This is a genomic window from Pararhizobium sp. O133, from assembly GCF_051669845.1.
Taxonomy (GTDB): Bacteria; Pseudomonadota; Alphaproteobacteria; order Rhizobiales; family Rhizobiaceae; genus Pararhizobium.
The window spans coordinates 97,951-120,243 of the sequence record NZ_CP196430.1 but is presented as its reverse complement, the minus strand read 5'-3'; the positions used below and the strand labels follow the sequence as shown (position 1 = coordinate 120,243).

The 22,293-nt window shown below is 58.0% G+C and carries 15 protein-coding genes and 2 pseudogenes; 14 read left to right on the top strand and 3 right to left on the bottom strand.

All coding sequences use genetic code 11. From position 1 onward, the window contains the following. The first annotated feature begins 2 nt into the window (after window positions 1-2). On the top strand, window positions 3-1,886 hold the full coding sequence (locus ACST81_RS27685) for a heavy metal translocating P-type ATPase (RefSeq protein WP_438754795.1): 1,884 nt from the start codon (window positions 3-5) through the stop codon (window positions 1,884-1,886). A 233-nt stretch (window positions 1,887-2,119) separates the two neighbouring features. Beyond that, on the top strand, window positions 2,120-4,750 hold the full coding sequence (gene mgtA, locus ACST81_RS27680) for a magnesium-translocating P-type ATPase (RefSeq protein WP_438754970.1): 2,631 nt from the start codon (window positions 2,120-2,122) through the stop codon (window positions 4,748-4,750). Here the strand turns inward: mgtA and ACST81_RS27675 are convergent. From ACST81_RS27675 to ACST81_RS27665, 3 genes are all read right to left on the bottom strand, one after another. After that, a complete protein-coding gene (locus ACST81_RS27675; RefSeq protein ID WP_438754794.1) occupies window positions 4,722-5,705 on the bottom strand; it encodes a zinc-dependent alcohol dehydrogenase family protein in 984 nt (327 codons plus the stop codon). The genes mgtA and ACST81_RS27675 overlap by 29 nt on opposite strands. Window positions 5,706-5,888: 183 nt before the next feature. Then, window positions 5,889-6,206 carry a BON domain-containing protein gene (locus ACST81_RS27670; RefSeq protein ID WP_438754792.1) on the bottom strand — a complete coding sequence of 106 codons (318 nt, stop codon included), beginning with the start codon at window positions 6,204-6,206 and terminating at the stop codon, window positions 5,889-5,891. After that, window positions 6,143-6,418, bottom strand: coding sequence for a hypothetical protein (locus tag ACST81_RS27665; RefSeq protein ID WP_438754791.1), 276 nt, complete (start codon window positions 6,416-6,418; stop codon window positions 6,143-6,145). The genes ACST81_RS27670 and ACST81_RS27665 overlap by 64 nt, the downstream gene beginning before the upstream one ends. A 30-nt stretch (window positions 6,419-6,448) precedes the next feature. On the opposite strand from ACST81_RS27665, the pseudogene ACST81_RS27660 reads away from it, so the two are divergent. From ACST81_RS27660 to ACST81_RS27605, 12 genes and pseudogenes are all read left to right on the top strand, one after another. Continuing rightward, window positions 6,449-6,562 (top strand): annotated as a pseudogene (locus tag ACST81_RS27660) (arginine deiminase family protein); the annotation flags it as partial. 20 nt (window positions 6,563-6,582) lie between these two features. Continuing rightward, the gene (gene argF / locus ACST81_RS27655; protein ID WP_438754789.1) at window positions 6,583-7,587 is read left to right on the top strand and encodes an ornithine carbamoyltransferase; all 1,005 of its coding nucleotides are present in this window, start codon (window positions 6,583-6,585) and stop codon (window positions 7,585-7,587) included. Between the two features lies 1 nt (window position 7,588). Then, the gene (gene arcC / locus ACST81_RS27650) at window positions 7,589-8,512 is read left to right on the top strand and encodes a carbamate kinase (RefSeq protein ID WP_438754787.1); all 924 of its coding nucleotides are present in this window, start codon (window positions 7,589-7,591) and stop codon (window positions 8,510-8,512) included. Window positions 8,513-8,812: 300 nt separating this feature from the next. Further along, a complete protein-coding gene (locus tag ACST81_RS27645; RefSeq protein WP_438754785.1) occupies window positions 8,813-10,426 on the top strand; it encodes an MBL fold metallo-hydrolase in 1,614 nt (537 codons plus the stop codon). 70 nt (window positions 10,427-10,496) lie between these two features. Beyond that, on the top strand, window positions 10,497-11,447 hold the full coding sequence (locus ACST81_RS27640; RefSeq protein ID WP_438754783.1) for an ABC transporter transmembrane domain-containing protein: 951 nt from the start codon (window positions 10,497-10,499) through the stop codon (window positions 11,445-11,447). A 262-nt stretch (window positions 11,448-11,709) separates the two neighbouring features. Then, window positions 11,710-12,282 (top strand): GNAT family N-acetyltransferase, encoded by a 573-nt coding sequence (locus tag ACST81_RS27635; protein ID WP_438754781.1) that lies wholly within the window; start codon window positions 11,710-11,712, stop codon window positions 12,280-12,282. 49 nt (window positions 12,283-12,331) lie between these two features. Beyond that, window positions 12,332-13,312, top strand: a pseudogene (locus tag ACST81_RS27630) (bifunctional enoyl-CoA hydratase/phosphate acetyltransferase); the annotation flags it as partial. After that, entirely contained in the window at window positions 13,309-14,511 is a 1,203-nt protein-coding gene (locus ACST81_RS27625; RefSeq protein WP_438754779.1) for an acetate/propionate family kinase, read from the top strand. The pseudogene ACST81_RS27630 and the gene ACST81_RS27625, both read left to right, overlap by 4 nt. Window positions 14,512-14,573: 62 nt before the next feature. After that, window positions 14,574-16,964, top strand: a complete 2,391-nt coding sequence (locus ACST81_RS27620) for a phosphoketolase family protein (protein ID WP_438754777.1) — start codon at window positions 14,574-14,576, stop codon at window positions 16,962-16,964. A 372-nt stretch (window positions 16,965-17,336) separates the two neighbouring features. Then, on the top strand, window positions 17,337-20,009 hold the full coding sequence (locus ACST81_RS27615) for a cation-translocating P-type ATPase (protein WP_438754775.1): 2,673 nt from the start codon (window positions 17,337-17,339) through the stop codon (window positions 20,007-20,009). A gap of 90 nt (window positions 20,010-20,099) precedes the next feature. Next, the gene (locus ACST81_RS27610) at window positions 20,100-20,762 is read left to right on the top strand and encodes a CBS domain-containing protein (protein WP_438754773.1); all 663 of its coding nucleotides are present in this window, start codon (window positions 20,100-20,102) and stop codon (window positions 20,760-20,762) included. A gap of 252 nt (window positions 20,763-21,014) precedes the next feature. Further along, window positions 21,015-22,268, top strand: a complete 1,254-nt coding sequence (locus tag ACST81_RS27605; RefSeq protein ID WP_438754772.1) for an MgtC/SapB family protein — start codon at window positions 21,015-21,017, stop codon at window positions 22,266-22,268. The last annotated feature ends 25 nt before the right edge of the window (window positions 22,269-22,293 follow it).

The following is a 22,293-nucleotide window of genomic DNA, read 5'->3' as shown; positions in this document are numbered from 1 at the left end:
CGATGATTTCCAAGCGCGGCGGCGAATTCCTGATAAAGATCCTGCGCTCGCGTGGCATCCTATTGGTGCTGACGGCCTCTATCAGTCTGCTGCTCGGGATCCTCTTTCTGATTGCTCAACGGTCGGAGCTGGCCGGGCTGGCATTCATGGCCGGAACCGTTCCAGTGCTGTTGGCGCTTATTGTCCAGATTGTTCGGTCGCTTCTCAAAGGCGACGCCGGACTCGATATCGTCGCAGCATTATCGATGGCCGTCGCCCTCGCCTTTGGCGAGCATCTTGCCGCCAATGTCGTGGCGTTGATGTATGCTGGCGGGCAACTGCTTGAGAGTTTCGCCTCCAGCCGCGCGGCGCGCGAGATGACCGCTTTGATGGGCAAGGTCGCTCACACGACTATGCGTTATGCCGGCGCTACTCTCGAAGAAGTTCCGATAAAGGACGTCTTGGCAGGCGACCGGTTGATGATCCGCCGCGGCGAGGTTCTACCCGTCGATGGTGTGATCCTCTCCGGCGAAGCGACGCTCGACGAGTCGGCCCTGACGGGTGAGGCCGTACCAAAACGCCATTTGGTCGACCAGGAAGTGTTGAGCGGCACCACGTCGGTTGGAGACATCTTTGATCTTACCACCCTTCGTCCGGCAGCCGAAAGCACTTATGCCGCCGTCGTCCGTCTGGTGGAGGCTGCCCAGCAGACCAAGGCGCCCATGGTGCGTCTGGCCGACCGATACGCGATCCTTTTCCTGATCGTCACCCTCTCGCTCGCCTTTGCCGCATGGTGGTTGTCCGGCGACCCGCGACGGGCTCTTGCCGTCCTGGTGATCGCAACACCTTGCCCTTTGATCCTTGCAGTGCCAGTGGCGATCATGTCCGGGATCTCTCGTTGTGCAGCGCAGGGTTGCCTTGTCAAGGATGGCGGCACACTTGAAGCGCTCGGGCGAGTTCGGGTCGCCATTCTTGATAAGACCGGTACGCTGACCCATGGCAAGGCGGCGGTGCGCGTCATCGAGACAGAGGGCTGGCTGGAGGCGGATGAGCTTCTGCGCCTTGCCGCTTCGCTCGATCAAGCCTCCGGGCATGTGTTCGCCTCAACTTTGATAGAGGCCGCTCATAACCGTGGCCTAACTCTTGAGTTGCCGACCAATGTCGATGAGGCGCCAGGTGATGGCATAGAAGGCTCCGTCGGTCACCATCGCGTCATCGTCGGTGGTGACGCCTTCGTCGCTGGTCGGGTCAAAGAAGCCATAAAGCCGACCGCAAAAAGCCAGCGCCGCGCGGGAGAAGCAACGATCTCCGTCGCTGTCGACGGGCGAATTGCCGGATCGATTGTGCTATCGGATCGGGTTCGTCCAGAGGCAAGAAAGGTTCTTCAAAAACTCCGTCATCATGGAATCCAGCGGATCGTCCTCGCATCTGGCGACAGGCTGGATGTTGCAATCAGGATCGGTAAAGACCTCGGTCTCGACGAAATTCTTGGCGAGCAAACACCAGCTTCCAAGGTCGCTGTCGTCGCGTCTGCGCGCCAATGGGGACCCGTCCTTATGGTCGGCGACGGCGTCAACGATTCTCCTGCTCTGGCGATGGCCGACGTAGGGGTGGCCTTGGGGGCTCGAGGCGCTGCCGCCGCCTCGCAGTCAGCTGGCGTCGTTTTGCTCGTCGACCGCCTCGAACCGGTCGCCGAGGCCTTAGGTATTGCCCAGAGGACAATTCATATAGCCAGACAAAGCGTATTAGCTGGCCTTGGTCTTTCTCTCGCCGGCATGATCGCTGCCGCCTTCGGGTATCTTCCTCCACTGCATGGAGCTCTCCTCCAGGAAGTTATAGATGTTGCCGTGATCTTGAATGCGTTGCGTGCATTGCGGTCGAGACGAGAAGCAGGTTCCGGGGAGTGAAGCCGAGAAAAGTTCACTCGCTGCCGGCGCAAAACAGAGGGCTTTGGCGGGCATCCATTACGCAACGTCCTCCACCTAACGGGACCAGCAACAACCGTGGGGTTTTGATGCGGATCAAAACCAGGTGTGAATTTTTATGTGACAAACACCGGGTGGCGTTTGACAAGACATTACGCGGTATTCTCGCTCGTTATTTTGCATCACGCTGCTGTAAGTTAATGGGAGATGTGACGATGCTGTCAAAGACATTCTGGACGTCGAGACGGCCAACAGAGAACGCGCCTGACGCCAATTACTGGTCGCGACCCGCGTCTTCACTCCTGTCGGACATGCATACTACCGTCCGGGGACTGTCGAATGATGACGCCGCCCAGCGTTTGCTCCAGTTCGGTGCCAACAGCATCGAACAGCAAAGGCACCCCACGGCGTTGGCAACATTTGCCCGGCAGTTTCGAAATCCGCTTGTCCTTATCCTAATCTTCGCTGCGGGTGTCTCGGCCTTGGTCGGGAACGGCAATGAGGCGGTCATCATCGGCCTGATCGTGCTAGCAAGTTGCGTCCTGAGTTTTACACAGGAGTACTCCGCCTCAAGGGCAATGGAGAGCCTGCGCAGGCAGATTTCCACAATGGCGGTTGTTTTGCGAAACGATGTGGAAAAAAGTGTGCCTGCGCAGGAGATTGTGCCCGGTGACATACTCAGATTGTCGGCTGGCAATCTCATTCCCGCAGACAGTATCATCCTCGAGGGCCGCGATTTTAACGTCAGTGAGGCGGCGTTGACCGGGGAAACATTCCCAGTGGTCAAATCTGCGGGCTTGTCGGCAATTAGTGCGACAGTCTCCCAACGCACCAACATGGTGTTCATGGGCACATCCGTGCGCAGCGGCACGGCAACCGTGTTGGTGGTCAGCACAGGAAACCAGACCGAGTTCGCGAAGATCGCCAAAGCCCTGGATGGCCAAATACCCGAAACGGACTTTGCCAGGGGCATTCGTCGCTTCGGCACACTGATGACCGAGATCATGCTGACGATCGTTATCGTTGTCTTCGTCTCCAACCTTCTCCTGCATCGGCCACTGATCGACTCCCTGCTTTTTTCGCTGGCGCTTGCAGTCGGGCTGACGCCGGAGCTTCTACCGGCAATCATCAGCATCACCCTTTCAAAAGGCGCGCGGAGGATGGCGGAGAACGGCGTCATTGTCAGACGGCTGGAAGCCATCGAGAATCTCGGCTGCATGGATATTCTTTGCACCGACAAGACCGGAACACTCACGGAAGGTGTCATTCATCTCGACGGTTGTTTTGGTACTGACGCGAGACCTTGCGACGAAGTCTATCGATGGGCGAAATTGAATGCGACCCTCCAGTCAGGTCTTAATAACCCTCTCGATGAAGCGATCGCTGCGGCGCCCGACAACCCAGGCGACCGGGATATCTCCACGTATTCGAAGATCGACGAAACTCCGTATGATTTCATTCGCAAGCGGCTGACAGTCGTCGTTCGCGAATCGCCCGGTGACCCGACCGATCTAATGATCTGCAAGGGAGCTGTGAGCAATGTAATGAGCGTATGTACGTCGGTCATGGTCACCGATCGGCCCGAGATCCTGGATGATGCGCGCAAGCAAAGCCTTGACGAGGCGTTCAAGGTTTGGAGTGCACAAGGTTTCCGCGTCCTTGGCCTGGCGATCCGCCGAATTGGTCGGCAGCCGACCTATAGTCGTGATGATGAGACACAAATGTCCTTCGCCGGTTTCCTGCTTTTTCTTGATCCGCCGAAAGCCGGTATCGAGGCCGCACTTGCCCATCTCACCAGCCGTGGTATCGGGATAAAAGTCATTACCGGCGATAACCGTTATGTCGCCCGGCACCTGGCCGAAACGATCGGCCTGGATTGTGAACAAGTCCTGACGGGCGACGAGCTCAATCGGATGACGAAGAGTGCCCTTTTCGGCAGGGCGTCCAAGACGAACCTTTTCGTTGAAATCGATCCGAACCAGAAAGAGCGGATCATCGCGGCGCTGCGGTCGCATGGCCACGTTGTCGGTTATTTGGGTGACGGAATAAACGACGCGCCTGCTCTCCACGAAGCAGACATTGGCATTTCCGTCGATGGCGCAGTCGATGTTGCCCGCGAGGCCGCAGATATGATTCTTCTAAAGCAGGACCTGGGTGTCCTTCTGCGCGGTATCGACGATGGTCGCCGGACTTTCGCCAATACGATGAAATATGTGTCGATCACGACCAGTGCCAATTTCGGCAACATGATCAGCATGGCCATTGCATCACTGTTCCTGCCCTTCCTGCCATTGCTGGCCAAGCAGATCTTGCTCAATAATCTTCTGTCGTCGATCCCATCGCTGGCTATAGCCAGCGACAATGTCGATCCGGGACAGATCGAAGCGCCCCACCGCTGGGACATCGGATCGGTGCGGAGGTTCATGTTTAGCTTTGGGCTCGTCAGCTCTGCCTTCGATTTTCTGACCTTCGGCTTTCTACTTTTGGTCATACACGCAACGCACGATATCTTCAGGACTGCCTGGTTTATCGAATCTCTGATCACACAACTTGCCATCGTGCTCATCGTGCGCACACATTTTCCGTTCTGGAAGAGCCGCCCGAGCCCCTTGCTTTCGAGCATGACGCTGGCAATCGCGCTGCTAGCTGTCGCAATTCCCTATCTCCCTTTTGCCGATTGGTTCGGCTTCGTGCCTCTTCCATTGTCAGTCATGGTTGGGCTCGTGGGGATCACGATGACGTATCTCATCGTCTCGGAAGCAACGAAACGGTGGTTTTTCGCGCGGGAGCAGCAACATGGGGGCCATCTTGGCAAGGTCAGGGCACCAATACGGCGGCACCGCTGAGACGGCCGTGGCGCAGGTCCGCAAGAGCCTCGTTTGCCTTCTCGAGCGGATAGGGTGTCGTGTGGGGCCGGACCCCGGCTGAAATTGCGATGGGGAAGAACTCTTCGGCATCCTGTCGTGTGAGATTGGCGACCGTCAACAGTTCGCGCTCGCCCCACAAGACCGCATAGGGCATGGAGGGGATGTCGCTCATGCGGATGCCGCCACAGACGACCCTCCCGCCCTTTCGCACGCTCTTGAGAGCGGCGGGCACGAGTGTTCCCACGGGCGCAAAGATGATGGCCGCATCCAGTTCGACCGGCGGCGTCACATGGTAACCTCCGGCCCACCGTGCTCCCATGCTGCGAGCGAAATCCTGCGCGATTTGATCGCCTGGCGTCGTGAACGCGTAGACGTCCCTGCGTTGCCAGATGCAGACCTGCGCGATGATATGTGCGGCGGCTCCGAACCCATAGAAGCCGATCTTCTTGCCACCGCCCGCCTTCTTCAGGCATCTCCAGCCAATGAGGCCGGCACACAGCAAGGGTGCGAGTGCGACGGGATCCGCGTGCAGATCAAGGTCAAATGCGAAACCGGCATCCTCCACAACATGCGTGGCAAAGCCTCCGTCCCGGCTATAGCCGGTGAACTGTGGCCGATCGCAAAGATTTTCCGCCTTCGACAGGCAGTAAGAGCAAATCCCGCAAGTGTGACCCAGCCATGGCACGCCGCCCCGGCGACCGAGCCGCGCTGGGTCCACACCCTCTCCCACCGCATCCACGATCCCAACGATCTCGTGACCGGGGATCAGCGGCAGCTTCGGTTGGGGCAACTCTCCGTCGACCACATGCAGATCCGTTCTGCACACAGCGCAGGCTTCGACCTTGAGCCGGATCTCGCCTGCCAAGGGAAGCGGGTCTTGCCTTTCGACCATCACCAACGGCGTGCCGATCGCCCCAATAACCATCGCTTTCATGAATCAACTCCCTCCTCCCGGCTGGAACCGGCAAAAGTTCCTTCGAAAGAATAAAGATCATGGGCGCTCAGAAACACATCATCGCCGCGATCTCCAGACCGATTAATCCTGGAGGATTTGTGCAAGCAGCAAGAATGCCGACGGCGCGACCACGGCCGCGCCGATGCCTTGATGCTTCGGAACTCAGGAAACTCTGATGTGGTCGACGACCGCCTTCACGCCCGGTGCTGACCACGCGGCACGCTCGACTGCACTGCGTTCCGGCCAAGCATTCACATGACCTTCCAGAGTCACCTTGCCATCGGCGACCAGAACCGTGATTCCGTTGGCCTCAACTTCGGCTGTGCGTTTCAGTGCATCTTCGATGCGTTTCTTCACATCGAAACTGGAAACGTGCGGCTTGACTTCGATATTGTTGCTAACGCCAATGACGCCGGTTAGGCGTTTGACGGCATCAAATGCCGCGATTTTTTGGTATTGCCACTCGACCTTGCCAGACAACGTGACCCAGCCCTTCGTGACTTGGTCTGTACCGCGTCGTTCGGAACGGTTGTATTCCAGTTGATTGAATTCAAGGCCCGCTTGGCGATTTCGTCATCCGCCGTCGTGTTGGTCCCAAATGGGCGCACCTCGATTTCCTGAGCGATGCCGCGTACGCCCCTTACTCTGCTGACGACGTTTTCGACCTCAATTTTCTGAAAATAGCTGGGCACGTGGCCAGTCAGGGTGACGACCCCGCTGTCACGCTCCTTCGACGCGCCGGTGTCGAGGTCATCACCATCGAGGGGGCGGAACTCAGCCGTGGCCGAGGGGGCGGTCACTGCATGACATGCCCGCTCATCCGCGATCCCATTTAACTCATACCGGAGGCCCGAAAATGTCGATCAATCTCCATGGACGCAGCGTGCTGACGCTTGATGATCTCAGCCCGGATGAAATCCGGTTTCTGCTCCGGCTGGCGGCCGATTTGAAAGAAGCAAAAATGGCTGGAACTGAACAGCCGCGCCTATCGCGCAAAAATATCGCCTTGATCTTCGAAAAGGGTTCCACCCGCACGCGATCTGGCTTTGAAGTCGCCGCCTTTGACCAAGGCGCCCACGTCACTTATATCGGTCCTTCCGGGAGCCACATCGGCCACAAGGAAACGATGAAGGATACAGCGCGCGTCTTGGGCCGCATCTACGATGCGATCGAATATCGCGGATTTGCCCAAAGCTCAGTGGAAGACCTTGCGAAATTTGCAGGCGTCCCCGTCTATAATGGCCTGACAAATGAAGCGCATCCAACTCAGGTTCTTGCCGACTTCATGACAATGCGCGAGTTCACCCACAAGCACCTGTCGGACATGGTCATGGCCTTCGTCGGTGATGGCCGGGATAACGTCGCGCTGTCGCTGGCAACAGGCGCCGCGAAGGTGGGCATGGATTTTCGCGTGGTTTCGCCAAGAGAGCTCTGGCCTGCCCCCGACGTCATCGAAAACCTCGCGGTCGAGGCTCGAAAGAACGGCGGCGGCGTATTCTCCGTTGGCGAGCATATTCGTCCCGGCGTCCTTCGAGCCGATTTTGTCTACACCGACGTCTGGCTTTCGATGGGCGAGGACGAGGCCTCCTGGGCCGACCGCATCCGCCTGCTGTCGCCTTACTGTGTGACGACAGAGGTCATGGTGGCAACAGAAAATCCCTATGCCAAATTCATGAACTGCCTCCCCGCGTTCCACGACAGGAATACGGATGTGGGCGCCCGAATTTTCCAACAGTTCGGCTTGGATTGCATTGAAGTAACGGATGAGGTGTTTGAGTCCAAATCCTCCATCGTCTTCGATCAGGCGGAAAACCGGATGCACACGATCAAGGCGCTGCTTGTCGCGACAATGGGAGGTTAGGATGCTGATCGTCGCGGCACTGGGAGGAAATGCGCTTCTCAAGCGCGGAGAGAAGATGACGGCGGAAAACCAGCGCGCCAATATCGGGCGGGCGGCATCCGCCTTGGCGGCTTTGATCGCGGCCGGCCATGATCTCGTCATTACGCACGGCAACGGCCCCCAGGTCGGGCTTCTCGCACTCCAGTCTGCAACGGCTCCGGGATCGCCGTTTCCCCTCGACGTCTTGGATGCCGAGAGCGCAGGCATGATCGGCTATGTGCTCGAGCAGGAGTTGGCCAACGTCATCGACAACCGCCGGTTCGCGACGCTTCTGACCCAGATCAAGGTCGATCCATCGGATCCGGCTTTCGACCATCCGACCAAGTTCATTGGACCGGGCTACGATGTGGCCAAGGCACGGTCATTGGCCGGCGAGCGCGGATGGAAGATCGCTGCCGACGGCGATAAGTGGCGCCGGTTGGTTGCCTCACCCCGACCAATGGCGATCCTGGAGGTCCCAGTTATTGCCGGTCTTGTTGAACAGGGCATCATTGTTATCTGCGCAGGTGGTGGCGGCATTCCAGTCGTGGAACGCGAGGACGGCACGCTGATCGGCGTGGAAGCCGTCATCGACAAGGACCTGGCGAGTGCCATGCTTGCAAGAGACCTGAAAGCGGACATGCTGCTTTTGCTGACTGACGTCGATGCGGTCTATCGCGACTTCGGCACACCTGCCGCTTGCGCCCTCGGGCATGTCGACCCTGCTTCGCTCCAGGCAAGTGCATTTCCGACCGGATCGATGGGGCCAAAGGTTGCCGCAGCAATCGAGTTTGCGACCCTCACAGGCAAAATAGCGGCAATCGGCAACCTCGAAGAAGCCATCGATATTGTTTCCGGTAAACGGGGGACATGGATCGACGGCACGGTGCCACGGGATCCGTCGTAACTGCAAGCCCCGATGCCACCGCCGCCCGCTAAGCGCAACACATTTGAAAGGAGTGGCAACCGTGATGCAAAAGCTCCCTCTGTTTGTGCTCCTCATCATGATTGCGCTCGTTTTAAGCATCCTGTTCGTCAAACACTCTCAGGATAGAAAATATCGAACCATTCAGACCGAACCCTGGTTGGAGATGAACCGCCGCGCAGATCCATTTACGTCTATTTCGGAGAAATTTGATGCGCATCATTGTCCATCCAGTGCACGGATCTAAGCTGGCATACTGAACCGAAGCGAGGAGACCACTTTATGGCCCAGCCGATCATCCACTTCCACGGCGCTGCCGGGACCGTCACAGGCTCCTGCTTCCTTCTGGAGTACGACGGAAACCGGGTTCTAGTCGACTGCGGCATGTTCCAGGGATCGAAGACGGAAAAGGAGCTGAACTATCGCCCCTTCCCCTTTACCGCAGCGCAGATCGATGCCGTTATCCTGACCCACGCGCACATCGATCACTCAGGTTTATTGCCTAAGCTTGTCAAAGACGGGTTTGACGGGCCGATCTATGCAACAGCGGCGACCCTCGATCTCTGTGCCATTATGCTTGCCGATTCGGCGCATATCCAAGAGATGGAAGTCGAGCATTTGAACCGGCGCAACCAAAGACGGGCAAGGGACCCGGTGGCCCCGATTTACACCGCCACAGATGCGGCGGTGTGTATGACGCAGTTTCAGGCCATTGCATTCCAAGCTTGGCGTGAGGTCATGCCGGGGATTCGGTTCCGCTTCTGGAACGCCGGCCACCTTCTTGGGTCCGCGTCCGTCGAACTTGAAGTTGGGGACGGTGGCAATCGCCAGAGAATCCTGTTTTCCGGCGATCTCGGCCCGTCCCACAAACTCCTGCAGTTCGATCCGGAAGCGCCAACAGGATGGGACTACATTGTTTGCGAAAGCACCTATGGCGACACCACGCGCACCGAGGTGTCCGAAGAGATGCGGCGACGCAGGCTATGTGAGGAAGTCAAGGAAGCTGCGCGCCATCGCGACGGAGCTCTTATCATCCCTTCCTTTGCGGTTGAACGGACGCAGGAACTTCTCGCTGATTTGATGCTCTTAATGGAGAAACACGAGATTGCACCATGCCCGGTCATTATCGACTCGCCCTTGGCTGCCCGCGCCAGTCAGATTTTTCAAAAATACGCGCGGGTTCTCCAGAACGGCGATGCTTTGGTGCGGGCCATGAGGTCGAGGAATGTCCGGTTCACCGAAACTGCAGAACAGTCGAAAGCCATCGATTCCATTCACGGATTTCACATCGTGATTGCAGCAAGCGGAATGTGCGAGGCTGGCCGTATTCGACATCGACTCAGGAACTGGCTCTGGCGCGAAGAGGGAACGGTGCTGCTTGTCGGTTATCAGGCTGCCGGAACACTGGGACGTATCCTGTCGGACGGGGCCTCGATCGTAAAAATTCAGGGCGACGATATCATGGTGCGCGCCAGAGTTCGCAAACTGGACGTCTACAGTGGTCATGCTGACAGCACGGAACTTGAAGCCTGGGTCAAGGCGCGGCTGCCAGTCAGCAAGGCTGTCTTCCTGGTTCATGGCGAAGCGGAGGCCCTCGCGGGGATGCGACTGCGACTGTCGGGTGTCCTGCGGTCGGACCAGATCGTCGAACCGCGGCTGGACGCCGCCTATCGTCTTGACGCTGAAGGCGTCGTGGATATCTCTCCGGCAGCGCCTCCTCCGCGCATCGATCCGATTCAAGCGGGCCATCGCGACTGGCACAATGACGCTCAAGCTCTCATTCTTGACCTTCAGGAGCAATTGGCAGCGGCGGCTGACGAGAAGGCGCGAGGCGTGATCATCCGCAGAATTCGGCGGGCATTGAGCGACCAAATGGACCAAGTTGGGGAACGGTGATGTCCGGTTGACGCGAACATTCACCGCCGAAAACTCGAGACAGACGCAACATTGAAATGGAAAATAGTCGGTGAAACCGTCTTTGCAGGAGTGGCAAACTCCACTGTTTGACAACTCATTGTTCCGCTTCATATGGCGCGTGAGTGGCGCCCATCAGGTGGGTGTCGCAGCTATTTCTGTGGTCCTTTTTGCAATTGGCACAGTTCCGCTGGAGCTTCAACGGAGGATTGTGAATACGGCAACCGACGGAGGGCCTTTCCGGACGATTGCGGTTCTCGCGTGTCTATACGCAGGGCTTTCACTTTTCGAAGGCTTCATCAAGCTCGGCCTGAACATCTATAGAAATTGGATCGGGGAATCGGCCATTCGTTGGCTCAGGCTGACTGTCTTTGAAATGGCCGCGCAGCCGCAAACGAAAACTCCTGATGTCAGCGAGGGCGTCCAACTATCCATAGTGATTGCTGAGGCCGAATCCATCGGCGGTTTCGTTGGCGACAGCTTCTCTCAACCATTGCTACAGATCGGAATTTTGACGACGGTCACATCCTATCTCATTTATCTGCAGCCGCTCATGGGACTGGTGATCGGCCTCGTGTTTCTTCCACAGGTTGCTTTCGTGCCGATTCTGCAAAATGCAATCAACCGGCGAGTCGGTGAGAAGACCTCAATCATGCGCCAAGTGAGTGTCTCCATCGTTGAAGTCGGGGGTGTCTACGACACCGATGGCACGCAGCGGTCGCGTATTCAGACGGTGTTCGAAATCAACATGGGTATCTACAAGATCAAGTTCTCCATGAACTTCGTAATGAACCTGATGACCCAGATGGGTTACATCGGGATCTTGGCCATTGGCGGATATTTCGTTGTGACGAAGAAAACTGAAATCGGGACGGTCATCGCGTTTTTATCCGGCCTGGGCAAGATCAACGACCCGTGGGGAGAGCTGGTCGATTGGTATCGTAGCCTGCGTGTCACCCAGGTAAAGTATGATCTGGTGAAAAGCGTCATGCAGAGCACTTAAAGGCAGCTGGTTTGCTCAACAGGCAGCTGGCGGCAGTATGCGAAGACATCGTCGTGCAACTCATACGATGACTTCTTCCTTACGGCTATCCAGCTAAAAGCAGCGACTTCCGTCGCTTGGCACACGCGATTTTCCAGGTCTTGCGCTAGATCAAAGTGCCGCCAGATTGGACCGCTATTATCCTTGACCAAAGCGCAAAGCAGTTGACCCAGCGCAACGGCGCCAACCAGTAACTGTTCTGCCGGCCCGAAGGAGACATGAAATGCTCGAAGATACCGATGACGACCTGACAACACGCACTGGTTTCCGCTTCCATGTACGCCAAGCTACGCCGCAGGACGAAGCGATCGTTGCCGAGTTTTTCGCGCACGTGACGCCGGAGGATATCCGATTTCGATTCCTCTCCGGCATGAAGACCGTATCTCACCAACGGCTCGTCGCAATGACGCGCGTCAATGATCCTCGGGTGGTGAATTTCCTGGCGTTTGCTCCGAATGAAACGCTGTTGGCAGTGGCAATGCTGGCGGCTGGCGAAGATGCTGAGCGCGGAGAAGTCGGGCTGACGATCCGCAATGACTTCAAGCATCAGGGGATAAGCTGGGAAATGCTCGCGCACATCTGCCGCTACGCAGAGCGACACAATTTCAAGAGCATCGAGTCCCTGGAAAGCCGTGCAAACCACGCGGCGATCGAGCTGGAGCGCGATATGGAGTTTCAGGTCGTCGACGACGAAGACGACCCGACTGTGGTCGTGCTACGCCGAGATCTCAAACCACAGCCATCTTCCGACGACGCCCCGCTCGATGGCAGCGAGGTTTCGCATATGTTGCGTTGACCTGTTGAGAGCAACCGCTCGGTTCGGAGCGACGCAGCGATCGAAGCTACCGCTGACTGATGAGAGCTGCACAAGAACGGATTGGCCAATGGACACGATGCCGGGACACGGTCGCTACGCTTCCTTTGTCCGCAGAGCGATCACCCTTTCACCGATGCGGACGGCAATGGTCCACCCTTGTTCAGTGGAAACCCTCCGCTCTGCAATTGATCTGAAAACCCAAGGACTTCTCGACCCGTTGTTGATCGGACCAGAGCACAAGATCAGGGCGATTGCCGAGGCGGCGGCACTTTCCCTTGCCGGTATCGACATTGAGCCAGTGGAGCACAGCCATGCTGCAGCGGACCGGGCCGTCGAACTCGCCTCGACCGGTAAGGTCGCGGCATTGATGAAGGGCAGCCTGCACAGTGAGGAACTGCTTTCCGCCGTCTTATCACCCGCCTCAAGGCTTCGAACCGACCGGCGCATCAGCCACGTTTACGTGATGGATGTGCCCGCTTACAGCAAGCTGCTGGTTATCACCGATGCTGCAATCAATATTCGGCCGAACCTCGATCAAAAAAGGGACATCTGCCAGAACGCCATCGATCTCATGCGGCTTCTCGGCGTTGAAAGGCCGCTCGTTGCAGTGCTCGCAGCCGTCGAAACCGTCAACAGCAAGATGCCTGCAACGCTGGACGCCGCCGCCCTAACGGTGATGGCTGCGCGCGGCCAGATCGACGGCGCGATTGTCGATGGTCCGCTTGCCTTCGACAACGCAATCAGCATCAAGGCAGCGCAGGCTAAATGCATCAATTCGCAAGTGGCAGGCCAGGCAGACATCCTTCTAGTTCCCGATCTCGAAGCCGGAAACATGCTGGCCAAGCAACTCATCTATTTCGCAGGCGCGGATGCCGCAGGACTTGTCCTTGGCGCGCGCGTTCCCATTATCCTGACAAGCCGCGTGGATTCGGCCAAGGTTCGCATGGCCTCGGCAGCCCTCGCTGTGCTGACCGCCGCAAAACGCCATGAACCAAAGGCGATCGCATGACGGGCAAACTCCTCCTGACGTTCAATGCCGGCTCATCGACTGTCAAGATTGGCATTTTCGAGTTGGGTGACAAAGGGCTGGAGCGGTGCGGCAAGGCGGTTGTTGATTTCGGCTCCCATTCGCTGCAGCTGACTGCGAAGGATGCTACGACGCACCTCGACCTTGCTCGACTGAGTAACAGAAGCGACGATTTGTCGGAACTGATGGAAGAGGTCTTCAGGGCGCTGTCCGGTCATTTTGATCTTGGTTCGGTAACGGCTGCAGGCCACAGGGTCGTTCATGGCGGCGATCTCTTCTCCGGTCCAGCCGAGTTGACTGCCAGGACCCTCGAGCAGATCACGTCGCTGACGGATCTTGCGCCACTTCACCAGCCACAGGCGCTGCGACTTGTCAGAGCGGTCAAACACCTGCGGCCGGATCTTTTCCAGACCGCTTCATTCGATACCACGTTTCACGCCGCGCAGCCGGATCTCGTGCGCCGGTTCGCAATTCCGCGCGTCTATCACGAGCGAGGTATCAAGCGATACGGGTTCCACGGTCTTTCCTACCAATCCGTTTCAAGCACCTTGGCCTCGAAGTCGCCGGAAGTCGCCCATGGCAAGATCATAGTGGCTCATCTTGGCAGCGGCGCCAGCCTGTGCGCGATCGATAATGGGACCAGTCGTGATTCCAGTATGGGCTTTTCAACGCTCGACGGTATCCCGATGGCCACGCGTCCCGGCTGGCTCGATCCCGGTGTGCTCCTGCATTTCCTGGGACCGCTCGGAAAGACCGTCGGGGAGGTGGAGGAAATTCTCTACCACCAGTCCGGCCTGCTCGGCGTCTCTGGTGGATTGAGCGGCGATATACGTGAGCTCTTCGACAACGATGGAACGGTTGCAAAGGAAGCAATTGACCTCTTTACGCTACGGATCGCCGGTGAAATCGGTCGGCTTGCATCGACGCTCAAGGGAATCGACGCCCTGGTGTTCACGGCAGGCATTGGCGAGAACCAACCACGGGTTCGCGAACTCGTCACCGAAAGGCTTGTTTGGCTTGGCGTCGAGCTGGATAGGCGCGCCAATGACATGAACGCATTCAAGATCAGCACGGCCGCGAGCCGGATCGCTGTTTACGTTATTCCAACGGACGAGGAAATGGTGATCGCCGAAGAATGCCTCGCCGTCCTCAATTTGCGGGATTTGCCACCGCAATCATAAGCCGATCGTGGATGCAGTCCGCCTCCGGCGCAACGGCCCCGATGTACCAAAGGAACAAACAGATGCAGTCCGATACCTCCCTGGCCTCAAATCCTGCGATAACTTCGGAAGAACTGACGCTGATTGACCGCTACTGGCGCGCCGCCAACTATCTGTCCGTCGGACAGATCTACCTTCTCGACAACCCGCTCCTGCGTGAACCACTACAGGCGGAGCATATCAAGCCCCGTCTGCTTGGCCACTGGGGGACGACGCCAGGCCTCAACTTCATCTACACCCATCTCAATCGCATCATCCGAGATCGTGATCTCAGCTTGATCTATATCTGCGGGCCGGGTCATGGCGGGCCGGGTATGGTTGCAAACACCTATCTTGAAGGAAGCTACAGCGAAATCTATCCGAACATATCGCAGGACGCCGCCGGCATGCAGAAGCTGTTCCGACAGTTTTCCTTCCCGGGCGGGATCCCCAGCCATGCCGCGCCGGAAACGCCAGGCTCCATCCACGAGGGCGGCGAACTCGGTTACGCACTCGTGCACGCCTATGGCGCGGCGTTCGACAATCCGGATCTCATCGTAGCCTGCGTTGTTGGCGACGGCGAGGCTGAAACGGGGCCGCTCGCCGCGAGTTGGCAGTCAAACAAGTTTCTCAATCCGGCCCGCGACGGCGCCGTCGTACCTATCCTGCATCTGAACGGCTACAAGATAGCCAATCCGACGCTGCTGGCCCGCACAAGCGACGAAGACCTCGACAATCTGTTTCGCGGCCTTGGGTATGAGCCCTTTTTTGTTGAAGGACATGAACCAGCGGACATGCACCGGCAGATGGCCGCCACCCTCGACGCCGTTTTCGATCGCATTCGCATCATTCAGCAAGATGCGCGCGAAAGTGCCTCGCAGGAAGGTTGCCCGCGCTGGCCGATGATCGTGCTGCGCAGCCCGAAGGGCTGGACCGGCCCGAAGGAAGTCGACGGCAAGAAAGTCGAAGGCTTCTGGCGGGCGCATCAGGTGCCGGTGGCCAATTGCCGGGGAAATGCCGACCACCGCAAGATTCTCGAAGACTGGATGCGCAGCTATGACCCGCAAGACCTTTTCGATGTCGGGGGACGGCTCAAGCCCGAGCTGCAGGCACTGGCGCCGATGGGTGAGCGGCGTATGGGCACCAATCCCCATGCCAATGGCGGACTGCTGCGCAAGGAACTCGTTGTGCCTTCGATCCGGGACTACGCTGTGCCTGTGACCACCCGCGGCGGCTCCATGGTTCAGACGACCGAAATTCTCGGACACTATCTGCGTGACGTCCTCAAGCTCAACGACGAGAATGCCAATTTCCGAATTTTCGGCCCCGACGAAACGGAATCGAACCGTCTTGGGAGTGTATTCGAGGTTACCAATCGTCTCTGGATGGAGGCGATCGAACCATACGACGTCCAACTCTCGCGCGATGGCCGAGTGATGGAAGTCCTGAGTGAACATCTGTGCCAGGGTTGGCTGGAAGGCTACCTGCTCACCGGGCGCCACGGGTTGTTTTCCTGCTACGAAGCTTTCATCCACATTATCGATTCGATGTTCAACCAGCATGCCAAATGGTTGAAGGTGTCGCGGGAGCTTCCATGGCGCAAACCGGTATCGTCGCTCAACTACCTGCTGACATCGCATGTCTGGCGGCAGGATCATAATGGTTTCAGCCATCAGGATCCCGGCTTCCTAGACCTTGTTGCCAATAAGAGAGCCGACACGGTGCGGATCTATCTGCCCCCGGATGCCAATACTCTCCTTTGGGTCGGCGATCATTGCCTCAGAACCTGGGACCGCATCAATGTCATCGTCGCGGGCAAGCAGCCGGAACCTCAATGGCTGACAATCGATGAGGCGGTAAAGCACTGCGAGGCCGGTATCGGCATATGGGACTGGGCCAGCAACGAGGAAGGCTCGGTCGAGCCAGACGTCGTGATGGCCTGCGCTGGAGACGTACCGACCCTGGAGACTCTGGCGGCTGTGAAGCTGCTGCGCGAGGCAATCCCTGAACTCAGCATCCGGGTCGTCAACGTGGTCGACCTGCTTTCCCTTCAGTCGCGAGAGCATCATCCGCACGGCCTCTCTGACGACGCGTTCGACCGCCTGTTCACCAAAGACCGGCCGATCATCTTTGCCTATCACGGCTACCCCGCCCTCATCCACCGGCTGACCTACAAACGCACCAACCACGAGAACATCCACGTTCGCGGCTTCATTGAGGAAGGCACCACGACGACACCATTCGATATGACTGTTTTGAACGAGCTCGACCGCTTTCACCTGGCAATAGAGGCGATCAAGCGCGTGCCTGGCCTGAAGGAGAATGCCGATGCGGCCATCGCCGCTCTTGAGAGCAAACTCGTGGAACATACCCGTTATGTGCGCGAATATGGCGAGGACATGCCGGAAATCCGTGATTGGAAATGGGACCGGTGATGCGCATGTCCGGATCGAAACCTTGCTGGGACAGAAGTGCAGGCGGATCCGGCTGGGACAGCGCCGGTTCTAGCGGGCGAGCAAGGCAATCGCAGTCGTAAGGCTCATCCAAGGCGACGGATCAGTGCCAGCCAGATAGAATTCCAACGGGTGCCCATGTGGAGGTGGCCTTGGGATCGGCGGGCAACCTGCTCGAAGAAGAAACCTGGCTGTCCTGAACGCGTCGCGGGTGTGGATTCGCCGTCGCGCCCTGTTCAAGATCAGATGCTGACGTTGACCGATATCAATGTCCAGGAGCATCATGAACACTACACTCCGGGATCATCGTCGGCTCTTTGTCGCGACGATCAACCGTCTGATCTGGAGTGTCGTATGACCGCCACCGCTCAATTGCCTCGTGACCTGCAGGCCTTCGGACAAGGGCCTGGAGGACTGACCAGTGTTGAGGCTGCCGAGCGCCTGGTGCAGTTCGGTCCGAACACCATCCCCGAGCCCAGAGCGGCGTCCCTGTTGCTGATCTTTATCAGGCAATTCCGCAGTCCACTGATTTACATCCTCCTTGTCGCAGCTGCAGTATCGCTCGCCGTCAGTGAACCCGAAGATGCCATTTTTATCGCCATCGTCCTTCTGCTGAATGGGTTGATTGGTGGCATTCAGGAGCATTCGGCCAGCCGCGCAGCCGCTGCGCTACGCAATCTTGAGCAGCCCTATGCGAACGTCATTCGTGACGGAGAAGCACGAGAGATCGAAGCTCGCTTGCTCGTTCCCGGTGATCTCATCCGCATTGAGGCCGGCGGCAAAATTCCTGCTGATATCACTCTTATCGAGGCGAACGGCCTGCTGTGCGATGAATCGCTGCTGACAGGGGAATCAGCGCCGGTCCACAAGCACATTGGCCTTGCCGATGTGGCTGGGGAACATCGGAACTCGGACCTTGCATTTGCGGGATCGTTGGTCACCCGGGGCCGCGGCAAGGGTCTGGTGACCGCCACCGGCCCCTCAACCCAAATCGGCAAAATCGCTTCTGAAGTCGGCAAAGCGTCCATTTCCAAGCCACCGCTGATGATCCGGCTGGCGCATTTTTCTAACAGGATCGCCTGGCTGGTCGGCATTGCCAGTGCCGTGCTTATCACGGTCGGATTGATAAGAGGGTTGCCTTGGAACGAGCTGTTGATGATGTCGATCGGACTTGCGGTCAGCGCGGTTCCCGAAGGTTTGCCGATCGCCATATCAATCGCGCTGGCTATCAGCATGCGCCGTATGGCCAGGCAAAATGTGATCGTCCGCCACATGACGGCGGTCGAATCCCTTGGCTCGTGCACGATGATCGCTACCGACAAAACAGGCACTCTGACCCTCAACGAGCTGACAATTACCGATATCCGGCTTCCCGACGGCACTTGCCTCGAACTTGACGCTGGCACGGATCTCGATAGTTGCGAGATCCGCGGCCCAAACATGAGTGTGGCGGACGCCCGTCAAAAGGCCGCACGCCTGCTCAAGGCTGCCTCATTGCCGAACGAGGGCGCGCTCACCAAACAGGAAGCCGGTTGGCAGGGTATCGGAGATACAGTCGACGTAGCGCTTCTGGCAGCTGCCCGCAAAGCGGGTCTTGAGCATAGGGTCATGCAGGATGCCTATCCGCTTCTGGCACGCATCCCCTATGAGCCTGATCTAAAATATGCAGCCTCCTTCCATCAGCGGGGAGACAGTGTCCACATGTTCGCCAAAGGATCGGCTGAAACCTTGATCGATATGGCCGATCGCATGGATGTGGGTAATCGTAACGTGCCGATCGACCGTGAGGGGCTCCTCGCGCAAAAGGAGGAGATGGCAGGACGCGGCCTGCGCGTGCTCGCCTTTGCCGAGGGCGAGATCAAGGCGGCCAATGACCGCACATTTGGTCACCATCATCTCGTCGACCTTGTCTTCCTGGGGCTTGCGGGTATGCAGGATCCTATTCGTCTTGAAGTACCCAAAGCTATCCGAGATTGTCATGCCGCCGGCGTCGAGGTCGCAATGATCACCGGAGATGACCCAAGGACAGCCTCCGCCATCGCCTGCCAGGCAGGTCTGAAATTCCGGCCTGATCAGGTGGTCGTGGGTGATGATGTCCGGAAGGCGGAAGACGGGGGGCCCGGTAGGCTGGACGCGTTGACAAAACATGCTCGAATCTATGCGCGCGTTGTACCGGCTCAAAAGCTCGCGATCGTCCTGTCGCTTGCCCGCAACGGGCACTTCGTCGCGGTCACCGGCGATGGTGTCAATGATGCGCCAGCCCTAAAACATGCCCATGTGGGCGTCGCGATGGGGCGAAAGGGAACTGAAGTCGCCAAGGAAAGTGCCGACATCGTGGTATCGGACGACAACTTCGCGTCCATCGTGAGCGGTATTCGTGAAGGGCGTGTGGCCTATTCGAATATCCGAAAGGTCATCTTCATGCTCGTGGCAACGGGAGCCGCGGAAATGTTGCTTTTCCTGCTGGCGATCCCGCTCGGTCTGCCCATGCCCCTGCTGCCGGTGCAGTTGCTCTGGCTCAATCTGGTGACCAACGGAATTCAGGATGTCGCGTTGGCGGGCGAAAAGGAGGAGGGAGACGAACTGGAGCGACCGCCCCGCCGCCCGAGGGAACCGATCTTTGACCGGCTCATGGTTCGCCGGATCGTTCTATCGACTCTGACGATCGGCGTTGGAGGCTTTGCCATCTTCTGGTGGCTGCTACAGCAGGGATACGAGATTTCGCAAGCACGAAACCTGCTGCTCCTGCTTTTCGTGATATTTGAAAACTTCCAGACGTTCCTCAGCCGCTCAGAACGCAGGTCGATCTTTGCATTGACCTTTTTGGGCAATCCGCTGCTGCTTTTGAGCATTGTCGCGTCTCAGGCACTGCACCTGTCCGCAATGTATATTCCCTGGTTGCGCGAGACACTGCAACTCACGCCGATTTCACTCACACAATGGGCCTGGATCTGCGTCGCCGCTTCCTCGATTCTTTTCGTCAATGAACTGGATAAATGGCTAATACGCAGATCGACCGTGATTTGAGTACACTGAATTGCGCTGCATCAAGGCGGTGAACGCCGCAATCCGCGAAGGTGGCGACGAACTAAGTTATAGCTGCCTTAGGAGAAGACGATGCTTGCCAGGGACCTGATGACAACGAATGTGGCCTATGTGACGGTGGGCACGAGCCTCAAACGGGCGATACAAATTATGATCGACCGAGATGTAAGTGGCCTACCGGTGGTCGACGATGCTGGAGGCGTATGCGGGATGTTGACCGAGGGAGACTTATTGAAGCGGCACGAGTTCAACGGCGGGCATGAAATCGGACACCTTCAGCCGGACGTGGCGTTTTTCGAAAGGTTCGTCAAAGAACACGGGCTGGCGGTAGACGATTGTATGACGGCGGATGTCGTCACCGCTTCGCCGCAAGCAACGCTCGCTGAAATCGTCGCATTGATGCGCCGTCGTAACATCAAACGGATTCCAATTCTCGCGAACGGCAGACTCTCGGGAATCGTCAGCCGACGCGACGTGCTCAAGGCCATTTCTGCAACACCAGACTCCGTCGCTCGTGGTGATGATGCATTAAGGCTGGCAGTTTCGACGCGGCTTCAAGAGGAATTGGGACTTGGCCGGGAGAAAGTGGAGGTCAATGTCCGGGATTCAGTGGTGGAGGTAATTGGCGAATTCGAATCCGATGCTGCGTGCGAAGCAGTAAGGATCGTGACCGAAGCTATCGCTGGCGCCAGTTGCATTGTCACCCGAAAGGCTCGGCCAACTGCGGCGCACTAGCGATGCAGAATATGGACGGCTCCTCAGGTTCGGATTGCGCATCTTTGCGTGCGCTGGGTCGCTTCCCGGCCAATACGGAGTAATCACGCAAAGCGTTGGGATTTTATATAATGGTGATCAACACGAGCCGGTCTGGGTACCGGCCATGCCGTGCTATCCTACAAGTTAATCAGTGGGCACCCATGAAGATCAGGTCTGTTTCGCTGGCGAGCGGGCTTCCGGCTCCACTTCCAGGAAACTGGGAAAAGTAAGATGGACTCGATCATTCCACGTCTTGGCCTCGCCCTCGCTATTGGCCTTCTGGTTGGGCTTGAACGTGGTTGGCGGGATCGCGATGCCCCTGCAGGCAGTCGCACCGCCGGTATCCGGACGTATGGAATTGCGGGATTGCTCGGCGGCGCGTTCGGCACTTTGCTGCAGGAACAGAACGGCGGAGTGATCTTCGGTTTTGGGTTCCTGGGTTTCTCACTGAGTTTCAGCTGGTTCAAGCTGCGCGAAGCGCGTCGTGATGACGATTTCAGTGTCACCGGAGTTTGCGCAGCGCTCTGCGTTTTCGCGCTTGGCGGAATCGCAGTTGCTGGAGATTATCAGGCTGCCGCCGCGGCGGGCGCCGCCCTTGCAGCACTGCTGGCAAGCAGGGAAGCGCTCCATGGCCTCCTGCAGCGCCTATCATGGATCGAGTTGCGCTCGGCCCTCGTTCTCGCTGTGATGACCGCGATCATCCTTCCCCTCATTCCTAATCGCACAATCGATCCATGGGGCGGATTGAATCCCTGGGAAGTTTGGCTCTTCACCGTGCTGAGCGCAACGATCTCCTACACCGGCTATATCGCAGTCCGGCTGCTTGGCTCGACGAAGGGCCTGCTCGTCAGTAGCCTGGCAGGAGCGTTGGTTTCCTCAACCGCCGTCACAGCCAGTTTCGGACAGAAGGCCAGAAGCGGCGAGGCTCCTTTGCCGTTGGCTGGGGCCGCGATCCTAGCGGCCGTTGTATCAGTCCTTCGGGTCATTGCGATCGTTCTTGTTATCGCGCCAGCGGTCTTTCCCTTGATCGCCCCTGCTGCTCTTACAGCGGCAACGGTCCTGGCCCTTACCGGCGGCTCGTTGATGACGTTGCACGCCGCGCGACAAGAAGAGACAGTTACCGCGCGAAACCCGTTCGAACTCGGCCCCATTGTCGTTTTTGCCAGTCTTTTCGCGCTGACCACGACCCTGAGCGCCGCGCTCGTGTCCCGTATTGGCGACAGCGGACTTGTCGCCCTTTCGGTCATCTCCGGGACATTCGATGTTGACGTTGCGGTCCTCAGCGCCTTGCGCGCAGGCCAGGACGGCCTGCCGCTGCCGTTGATTGCCATCGGCCAGGCAGTGCTTGCGGCTATCGCCGCCAATGCCGTCGGGCGGCTGATCGTCGCAATCGCATCGCGAACGCTCTTTTATTGGTTGCCGATAGCGATCGCCTCCGGACTGGCGATGAGCGCTGGTGTTGTTGTCTTCCTGGTGACCCGATAACTGGCATAAGGATGAAGGCAATCAT